Here is a 9,357-nt window from a genome sequence, read left to right on the forward strand (position 1 = left end):
TCAATGCAAATGAATAAGATGTGAACGCATAATTTTACGGCGCATATGCTAAGGTGGTGGTGTGGCTGATCTCGACTCCCCGGCGGAGGCCGGTCTTGTGGCGCAGTGGCGCGACCTGCTGGCCCGGCACGCCGCCACGTCCTGCATGCTCGATCGCGAGCTGGGTGACAAGTGCGGGTTGGGCATGAGCGAGTTCGAGGTGCTGGAGCGCCTGGTGGAGGGATGCAAGGGCGGCGGTCAGGCGCTGCGGGCGCAGGATCTGGCCCACACCGTCCACCTGAGCCAGAGCGCGCTGTCCCGGGTGATCGCCCGCCTGGAGAAGGGCGGACTGGTCACCCGGGCGATGTGTGAGAGCGACCGGCGGGGCATCGTGATCACCCTGACCGAGGCCGGGCGGGAGCGGTACGAGCAGGCCAGGCCGCTCCATCGCGAGGTGCTCGAACTGACCCTCGGTGCCCCAATCGGGCCGCTGGACGACTCCTCGTCGAACTGACTCGACGTCACTTGACCGGGCCGGCGGCCGGGTTGGGGCGGAATCAGAACATCGAGGCCAGTCCTGGGGCGGCGGCCAGCAGGACGGCGGCGGCCGGCGCGGCGAGGGCCGCGACGGTGAGTCGCAGCCGGTGCGGGACGGACAGTCGCGGGCGGCCCGCGAGCAGCCGGTCCACCCGGCGCGGGGACTGTGCGAGACCGGGCGGGCAGGAGCCAAACACCCCGCGGTCCAGGTTGAGTTCGGCCAGTGCGAGGGCGGTGGTGTGCCGACCGTGCCGACGTGCCGCCCGGTCGTCGGCTGCCAGCTCGACCAGGTCGTCCACCTGGCGCTGGAAGGCGCTGAACACGCCGACCCCGGGGAAGCCCGACGCGAGCGCCTGCGCGCACTGCTTCAGCCAGTGGTGCCGGGCCCGGACGTGCCCGCGCTCGTGGCTCAGGACGGCGGCCAACTCCCGGTCGGTCAGCTGCTGGAGGGCTCCGGTGGTGACCACCAGGCGGGAGTCCGGGCCGGGCAGCGACCACGCCTCCGGGCGGACGTTCTCCAGCACCACCAGCCGCTCCCGTCGGCTCCGGGCGGCCGCGATGGCCTCGGGCAACTCCGGGGCCCGGCTCGTCAGTTGGGCGTGACGACGGTTGCGCAGAGCTTTGGCGGTACGGACCTCGCGGGTGATCGCCAGCACCGTCTGCACGCCGCCCGCCGCCAGCACCGCGGCGCACAACCGGCCCCAGCCCTCGGCGTTCTGCAGGCCGTACGCGGCCTCGACACCGTGCGGCGCGCCCGCGAACAGCAGGGCGCGCAGCTCGGGCAGGGCGGCGGAGGCGGCCAGCAGCAGGCCCAGGACGCAGCACAGCAGCACGGCCACCACGAGGCACTGCCACACCAGCAGCGCCAGCACCGGTTCGCGCTCCACCCAGCGGGCCCGGGCCAGCAGCCGGGGCGCGACGGTCGAGAGCAGCAGTCCGAGCAGTAGCAGGCCGATCAGGGCAGTCATCGCATGGGCTCCCCGAGTACGCACGGAACGCGACAACGCGCTCCCTGCCAACCTATGCGCTGTCGACGTCCGGAGGAACGGCTTTCGACCGGCCAGTGACCAACGCCACGCGGGGGGTGGGGTCTTGGCCCGCGTGGCGGGCCTCACATGGTCAGGAGCATGGCGAACATGCCGATGCCCATGGTGAGTCGGCAGGCCTGCGGCAACCCGGTGGTGCCGACCGCCAGGGCCCCGGAGGAGGTGTGCAGGAGCCGGGCGCCGACCCAGAGGGAGTACCCGCCGAAGTAGAGAAGGAGGGTGCCGGTCAGCAGCGGCGCGCCGGCGTCGGCGGCGTGGTGGTGATGGCCGCCGGAGGTGGCGGTCATCGCGAGTGCCATGTACGTCATGGCGCTCGCGCCGACCGCGTGGTGCAGCCGGTGCGCCCGGCGGGCCGGGCCGTGCGCGGCGGCGAGCAGGAAGGCGGCGGCCGGGACGCCGAACACCAAGGCCCAGACGGTGGCCGGGACGGCGTGCCCGGTCACGGCCATCGCGGCCATGCCGAGCCCCATCAGGGCCTCGGCGGCGTCGGACTCCCGGGCGAGCAGGCGGTGCGAGCCGAAGTGGGGCGTGGCGCCGGCGGCGCAGGGGGAGTGGCGCAGCCGGGCGAGGCAGTAGGCCCCGGCGGCGGTGGTGAGGAGGGCGAGCAGCCAGTTGATCAGCGCGGATCCGTGCAACGGCGGCCTCCCGGGGCGGCGGGTGGCGGGCGGCCGGCGTCGATGTGGTGGGCGGTGGCGGACAGGGCGCGGAGGACGGCTGACGGATGACGGCGAACAGATAACAGATGACAGATAACGTCATCTGTTATCTGTTCGCCGTCATCCGTTCCCGCCCCTCTGCCTGTCGCCCGCTGCCCGCTGCCCGCCACACCGACACCCGCCGCCCGCGGTCTGGACGGTCGTCCCGTCCACGATCACCGCTGCGGCCCGGGCGCAGCCAGGCGCGCACCGGGGCGCACGGTGGTGCCCACCGGTGTGCGGACACCGATCGCGCACCCCGTCGTAAGGTCCCCGCTTCCGACCCGGCTCAGCCCTGCAGCCGCCCCGAGGCGACGACCCGGCTCAGGAACCGCCGCGTCCGCTCCTCCCGCGGATCGCCGAACACCTGCTCCGGCGGCCCCTGTTCGAGTACCACCCCGCCGTCCAGGAAGCAGACCTGGTCGGCGACCTCACGCGCGAACCCCATCTCGTGGGTGGAGAGGACCATCGTCATCCCCTGCTCCTTGAGGTCGCGCACCACCGAGAGCACCTCCCCGACCAGGACCGGGTCGAGCGCCGCGGTGATCTCGTCGAGCAGCAGTAGCCGCGGCCCGGTGGCCAGCGCCCGCACGATGGCGACGCGCTGCTGCTGTCCGCCGGAGAGCCGGTCCGGGTACTCCTTCGCCTTGGCCGCCAGCCCGAGCCGGTCGAGCAGCTCCAGCGCCCTCGTCTCGGCCTCGGCCCGCCCGCGGCCGTGCACCCGGCGCGGGGCGAGCGTGATGTTCTCCAGCACGGTCATGTGCGGGAACAGGTTGTACGACTGGAACACCACGCCGATCCGGCGTCGGACGGCGTCCTGGTCCGCGCGGGGGTCGGTGATCTCCGCCCCGTCCAGGAAGATCGCCCCGTCGTCGATCCCCTCCAGCAGGTTGACGCACCGCATCAGCGTGGACTTGCCGGAGCCGGAGGCTCCGATCAGCGCCGTCACCGAGTGCTCGGGCACCGTGAACCCCACGTCGCGCAGCACCACCTGCCCGCCGAAGGTCTTGCGCACCGACTCCAGCCGGAGCACGTCGGCCCCGCTCATACGACCACCTCCCCTCGTGCGACCACCTTGCCGCGCCCGCTCACACCGCACCTCCCTGGAACTGCCGACGGTTCGTCCGGGCGGTCAGCCAGTCGGCGAACCGGGTCAGCGGGATGGTCAACACGATGAACACCAGCCCCGCCACCAGGTAGGGCGTGAAGTTGAACGACCGGGCCGCGATGATCTTCGCCGCGTACACCGCGTCGATCGCCCCGCCGATCGAGACCAGCCCGGTGTCCTTCTGCAGGCTGACCAGGTTGTTCAGCAGCGGCGGCACCACCCGCCGGACGGCCTGCGGCAGGACCACGTACCGCATCGCCTGCGCGTTGGTGAGCCCGAGCGAGCGGGCCGCAGCCCGCTGGCTCGGGTGCACCGACTCGATCCCGGAACGGAACACCTCCGACACGTACGCGGAGTAGGTCAGCACCAGCGCGGCCCCGCCGAGCAGCAGCGGATCGGTGGTCACCCCGCTGAGCCGCAGCGCCGGCACTCCGGTGATCATCACCAGCAGGCAGATGATCATCGGCAGCCCGAGGAAGAAGTCCACGTACACGGTGGCCAGCAGCCGAACCGGCAGGAACACCGGCCCGCGCAGCGTCCGCAGCACCGCGAGCAGCAGGCCGAACACCAGGATCAGCGCGCCGCACCCGAGCATCAGCTCCAGGTTGAGCCGCAGCCCCTTCAGTACCTCGGGCAGCGCCTGGCGGGCGTAGTCGGCATTGAAGAAGGTCTTCCGAGTCACCTCCCAGCCGGGGGAGTTGACGACCAGCAGGTAGAGCGCGACGGCGGTCGCCAGGGTCGACCCGGCAGCGATCAGCGCCGACCGGCGGGCCCGGCCACGCCGGTACGCCTCGTGCGCCAGCCGCCGTTCGGACGGGCGATAAGCGTCGTCGTCGCCCTTGACGACCACCGCCCCGGTGGCCGCCGTGTCGCCGCTCACTTGAGCACCGGCGCCGAGACGGCGTCGGAGAGCCACTGCTTCTCCAGCTTCGCGAGCGTGCCGTCGGAGCGCAGCGCGTCCACCGCCTGCGACACGCAGCCGGTCAGCTTCGAGCCCTTGTCCAGCACCAGGCCGAACTGCTCGCCCTGCGAGGCCCCCTCGAACTGGCCCACCACCTGCGCCTCCGGCACCTCGGCGCCGGTGATGTAGAACGCCGTCGGCAGGTCGACCACGAGCGCCTCGACCTGGCCGTTCTTCAGGGCGGCCTTCGCGAGGTCGTTGGAGTCGAACACGGCCGGCTGGACGCTCGGCTTGATGGTGTTGGTGACGGTGTCGAGGCTGGTGGTGCCGACCTGGGCGCCCAGCTTGGTGCCCTTCAGGTCGGCGATGCTCTTCGCACCCGCCGCCTTGGAGTTCTTCAGCGCGATGACGGCCTGGCGCACGTCGTAGTAGCCGGAGGAGAAGTCGACCGCCTGCCTGCGCTCGTCGCTGATGGACACCTGGTTGATGTCGAAGTCGAAGTCCTTGACTCCCGGCGAGGTGGCCTTGCCGAACGGCGCGACCACCCAGCCGACCTTCTCCTTGGGGTAGCCCAGCTTCTCCGCCACCGCGTAGGCCACGGCGGACTCGAACCCCTTGCCGTTCTCCGGCTTGTCCTCGGAGAACCACGGGTCGTACGCGGGCTTGTCGGTGCCGACGGTCAGCGTCCCCGCCGTCCGGGTCGCCAGCGCCCCCGGCGCGCAACCCGCGGCCGCACCGGCCGTGCCCGACGCGCCGGAGGCGGCGGCCCCGTCGGACTTGGCGTCCTGCGGCGCGCACGCGGTCAGTGCGGCGGCCGCGGCCAGCAGCGCGGCGAGGGGCAGTACGGCGGACGGCTTGCGGAAGGTCATGGCAGGGCTCCAGGGAGGAAGGACCGGGCGGGACAGTGGGGGCGACGGCGCGGGCCGGGGCCAGCCGCGGGCCCGGCGGGTCACTTCCCCCCGGTGGCGGCGCCGGAACACACACGGCATGGTCGGCGTACGGGCCCGCGTCCGCGGCGCCCTCCGAGCCGGATCAGCGACAGCGGCGGCAGAGGCCGCGCACGCGACAGCAGGCGTGACAACGAGAGGGCACCCGGAACAGGCCGATGTGGCGCTCGGCCACCGTGATCACCGCCGGGAGCATGGCGGGAGGTTCGCATCCCGACGGCGCATCTGTCCAGAACATCCAGATCCCTGTCCACATGCCGGACACCCGGCCGTCGGAGCCGCGCCTCTGGCCTCGGCGAGGCCTCGACGGGAGCTTCGTCGGTCGCAGCCCCCTTGAACAGGAGAACCTTTCGTACTTATGGTGTCTCCGTTGAAATAACTCCTGTCGAAGTGAGTCCCCGATGCAGAATCTTTCGCCAAGGCTCGCTGCGGCGGCCGACGCCCCGGTCTCGACCCTCGCCGGCCACCCGGCCTGGCTGCGCCTGAAGGAGGCCGTCGAGACGCTGCGCCCGCTGCAGTCCAAGGACGGTTCGATCGACCTGTCCGCCGTCCAGCGGCACACCGTCGACCCGCTGGTGGCCACCGTCCGCGCCGCGGTCGAGGAGCTCGCCCCGCTCTTCCCGCACGACGCCGCCTACCTGGCCGCGGTCGACGCGGACCTGGCGAAGTGGGCCGACACCGGCTACCGGGAGCCCGACTTCCTGGACTCGCTGCTTGCCTTCCAGCCCGCGGACCAGCGCGAGGACGGCCTGGAGCACCTGGTCGTGTTCGCGATGTACACCCAGAACGGCAACCCGAACCGCAACCTGGAAGCCGTCCTGCTGCGCGTCGTGTGGCCCGACTGGCTGGCCGAGCTGGAGCGCACCCGCTTCGACAACCCGATGTTCGTGCCGATCACCTTCACCGACTTCACGGCCGGCTACGACACCAACTCCGCCGTCCTCTTCCCCGAGACGGTCGCCGTGCGCAAGGCGCCGGAACGTTTCACCTGGGGCGGTATCTTCTGCGACCGCGAGGCCGCCCGCTTCCGCGCCGTCACCACCAGCGCCGTCCAGCAGCTCGGCCTGGAGATTCCGGCCGACGCCGAGGGCCTGCTCCAGGACCAGGAACGCGCGCAGGAGACCTTCGTCCTGTGGGACCTCGTCCACGACCGCACCCACAGCCACGGCGACCTGCCGTTCGACCCCTTCATGATCAAGCAGCGCAGCCCGTTCTGGATGTACGGCCTGGAGGAGCTCCGCTGCGACCTCACCACCTTCAAGGAGGCGGTGAAGCTGGAGGCCGAGGGCAACGCCCACGCCCGCGACGTCCAGTACGCGATCCTCTTCGACCGCCTGTTCCGCTTCCCGGTCAGCGGCGACCGGGTCCGCAACTACGACGGCCTCGGCGGCCAGCTGCTCTTCGCCTACCTGCACAAGCACGACGCGCTGCGCTGGCGCGACAACCGCCTCAGCATCGACTGGGACCGGGCCCCGCAGGTCACCAACGCGCTGTGCGCCGAGATCGAGACCCTCTACCGAGACGGCATCGACCGGCCCAAGCCGGCCCACTGGATCGCCGCCTACCAGCTGGTCTCCCGCTACCTCACCCCGCACCCCGCCTCCACCTGGGCGAAGGGCCCCGACGCGCTCCCGCTCGATCTCATCGACGGCAAGGCCCTCAACAAGGCCCTGTGTGACGCCGTGCTCCCGGACGAGTTCCCGCTGAGCATGTTCTACGAAGCCCTGTCCAAGAAGCTCAACGGCGTCATCGCCGCCACTGCCGGCATCACCGGCGCCGGTATCCAGGGAGCCGCCGCGTGACCACGACCTCCAACTCCCCGCTGGCCGGCAAGGTCATCGCCGTCGCCGGAGCCAGCGGCCCGGCCGGCCAGGCGGTGCTGCGCCGCCTCGCCGCTGACGGCGCGACCGTGATCGGCGCCGACATCGACGCCCGGCGCCTCGAGTCCGCGCTGGACTCCACCCGCGTCGCCGTGCGCGGAGCCAAGGTCAGCGGCCAGGTGATCGACCTGCTCGACCCGCAGGAGGTCCACGACTGGGCCGACCACCTGGAGGCCGAGCACGGCCACGTCGACGGCCTGTTCCACCTGGTCGGCGGCTGGCGCGGCAGCAAGACCTTCTTCGACACCCGCCTGGACGACTGGGACTTCCTGCACGACACCGTCGTGCGCACCCTCCAGCACACCTCGCTGGCCTTCCAGCCCGCCCTGGTCCGCAGCCCCGCCGGCCGCTACGCGATGATCTCCGCCGCCGCCGCCCACAAGCCCACCGCGGGCGGCGCCGCCTACTCGGCCGCCAAGGCCGCCACCGAGGCCTGGACCCTCGCCATGGCCGACTCCTTCAAGAAGGAGACCACCGCCTCCGACGGCGAGCCCACCGCCGCGGCTGCGATCCTGGTCATCAAGGCGCTGGTCAGCCCCGAAATGCGGGCCGAGAAGCCGGAGGCGAAGTTCGCCGGCTTCACCGACACCGCCGACCTCGCCGGACACCTGGCGGGCCTCTGGGACCGCCCCGCAGCAGAACTGAACGGACAGCACCTGTGGCTGACAGCACGATGACCGACCCCACCCGCACGGACGCGGCACGGCGGCACGACCCCGCCGTCCGGGGCTTCGCCAGCGACAACTACGCCGGCGTGCACCCGGAGATCCTCGCCGCGATCGCCCTCGCCAACGGCGGCCACCAGGTCGCGTACGGCGAGGACGACTACACGGCCCACCTGCAGGACGTCTTCCGCCGCCACTTCGGGGACAAGGCCGAGGCCTACCCGGTGTTCAACGGCACCGGCGCCAACGTGGTCGCCCTCCAGGCGCTGCTCCCGCGCTGGGGCGCCGTGGTCTGCGCCGAGACCGCTCACGTCCACGTGGACGAGGGCGGCGCTCCGGAGAAGATGGGCGGCATCAAGCTGCTCACCGTCCCCACTCCGGACGGCAAGCTCACCCCCGAGCTGCTCGACCAGCAGGCCTGGGGCTTCGGCGACGAGCACCGCGCGCAGCCGCTCGCGGTCACCATCGCCCAGAGCACCGAGCTCGGCACCGTCTACACCCCCGACGAGATCCGCGCGATCACCGAGCACGCCCACCAGCTCGGCATGCTCGTCCACGTCGACGGCTCCCGCCTGGCCAACGCCGCCGCCTCGCTCGGCCTGCCGCTGCGCGCCTTCACCACGGACGTGGGCGTCGACGTGCTCTCCTACGGCGGGACGAAGAACGGCCTGCTGTTCGGCGAGGTCGTGGTGGTGCTCAACCCCGAGCGGGTGCGCAACATCAAGTTCCTGCGCAAGACCTCGATGCAGCTCGCCTCGAAGATGCGCTTCCTCTCCGTCCAGTTCGAGGCGCTGCTCTCCGGCGACCTCTATCTGCGCAACGCCGGCCACGCCAACGCGATGGCCAGCCGGCTGGAGGCGGCGGTCCGGAAGATCGACGGCGTCGAGATCGTCCGCCCGGTCCAGTCGAACGCGGTGTACGCGATCCTCCCTCGCGAGGTGAGCGAGCGGCTGCAGAAGCGCTACCGCTTCTACTTCTGGAACGAGCACACCGGTGAGGTGCGCTGGATGTGCTCCTTCGACACCACGGAGGCCGACATCGACGCCTTCGCGGCGGCCATCGTCGAGGAGATGGGCCGCGCCTGACGGTGCCTGAACAACGGATCGTCCCGTCCTGCGACAGCAGGGCGGGACGATTTGCATGTGGCGGGTCCGTCCCCGTACAGTTCCGGAGTCGCCGCGAGAGAGCGGGGACAAGCGGAAAGCGAAATCCGATGAATGAAACTCCGGAAAATGGAGCGGAAAACATCTGATAAGCTGGAAACACGAAAGAACGAAGCACCCGGAGGGCCTGCTGGAAGGCGGTCCGAAGGAAGTGTCCGTTCCTTGAGAACTCAACAGCGTGCCAAAAGTCAACGCCAGATATGTTGACATCCCCGGCCTCGATCGTCTGATCGGGGTTGGAGATTCCTTTTGAAGTAAAACACTAGCGAGGACGCAGTGCGCGGGATCACCCTATTCCGGTGGTTGCCGTGCCGCTCGACGCGGGTGTTACTCGATTACGAGTAAGCATTCACGGAGAGTTTGATCCTGGCTCAGGACGAACGCTGGCGGCGTGCTTAACACATGCAAGTCGAACGGTGAAGCCCTTCGGGGTGGA

General features: G+C 70.9%; 9 protein-coding genes and 1 rRNA gene. 5 read left to right on the forward strand and 5 right to left on the reverse strand.

Annotated features, from left to right (window positions below):
• The first annotated feature begins 61 nt into the window (after positions 1-61).
• The gene (locus tag ACIOJE_RS10880) at positions 62-493 is read left to right on the forward strand and encodes a MarR family winged helix-turn-helix transcriptional regulator (RefSeq protein WP_400775095.1); all 432 of its coding nucleotides are present in this window, start codon (positions 62-64) and stop codon (positions 491-493) included.
• A 43-nt stretch (positions 494-536) separates the two neighbouring features.
• On the opposite strand, the gene ACIOJE_RS10885 is transcribed toward ACIOJE_RS10880, so the two are convergent.
• From ACIOJE_RS10885 to ACIOJE_RS10905, 5 genes are all read right to left on the reverse strand, one after another.
• Positions 537-1,484 carry a M56 family metallopeptidase gene (locus ACIOJE_RS10885; protein WP_400775098.1) on the reverse strand — a complete coding sequence of 316 codons (948 nt, stop codon included), beginning with the start codon at positions 1,482-1,484 and terminating at the stop codon, positions 537-539.
• A 143-nt stretch (positions 1,485-1,627) separates the two neighbouring features.
• Complete coding sequence (locus ACIOJE_RS10890) at positions 1,628-2,197, reverse strand: DUF5134 domain-containing protein (protein WP_400775099.1); 570 nt, start codon at positions 2,195-2,197, stop codon at positions 1,628-1,630.
• Positions 2,198-2,546: 349 nt separating this feature from the next.
• A complete protein-coding gene (locus tag ACIOJE_RS10895) occupies positions 2,547-3,305 on the reverse strand; it encodes an amino acid ABC transporter ATP-binding protein (protein WP_280679726.1) in 759 nt (252 codons plus the stop codon).
• Between the two features lie 40 nt (positions 3,306-3,345).
• Entirely contained in the window at positions 3,346-4,245 is a 900-nt protein-coding gene (locus ACIOJE_RS10900) for an amino acid ABC transporter permease (protein WP_400775102.1), read from the reverse strand.
• Complete coding sequence (locus ACIOJE_RS10905) at positions 4,242-5,135, reverse strand: ABC transporter substrate-binding protein (RefSeq protein WP_280679730.1); 894 nt, start codon at positions 5,133-5,135, stop codon at positions 4,242-4,244. Before ACIOJE_RS10905 ends, ACIOJE_RS10900 begins: the two co-directional genes overlap by 4 nt.
• A gap of 479 nt (positions 5,136-5,614) precedes the next feature.
• Between ACIOJE_RS10905 and ACIOJE_RS10910 the strand changes: the two genes are divergently transcribed.
• From ACIOJE_RS10910 to ACIOJE_RS10925, 4 genes are all read left to right on the forward strand, one after another.
• Positions 5,615-7,015, forward strand: a complete 1,401-nt coding sequence (locus tag ACIOJE_RS10910; RefSeq protein ID WP_280679733.1) for a DUF6421 family protein — start codon at positions 5,615-5,617, stop codon at positions 7,013-7,015.
• On the forward strand, positions 7,012-7,770 hold the full coding sequence (locus tag ACIOJE_RS10915; protein WP_400775106.1) for an SDR family NAD(P)-dependent oxidoreductase: 759 nt from the start codon (positions 7,012-7,014) through the stop codon (positions 7,768-7,770). Before ACIOJE_RS10910 ends, ACIOJE_RS10915 begins: the two co-directional genes overlap by 4 nt.
• A complete protein-coding gene (locus ACIOJE_RS10920) occupies positions 7,767-8,843 on the forward strand; it encodes a threonine aldolase family protein (protein ID WP_400775143.1) in 1,077 nt (358 codons plus the stop codon). The genes ACIOJE_RS10915 and ACIOJE_RS10920 overlap by 4 nt, the downstream gene beginning before the upstream one ends.
• Before the next feature lie 426 nt (positions 8,844-9,269).
• A 16S ribosomal RNA gene (locus ACIOJE_RS10925) occupies positions 9,270-9,357 on the forward strand; the annotation flags it as partial.

The organism is Kitasatospora sp. NPDC087861 (assembly GCF_044742585.1).
Classification (GTDB): Bacteria; Actinomycetota; Actinomycetes; order Streptomycetales; family Streptomycetaceae; genus Kitasatospora.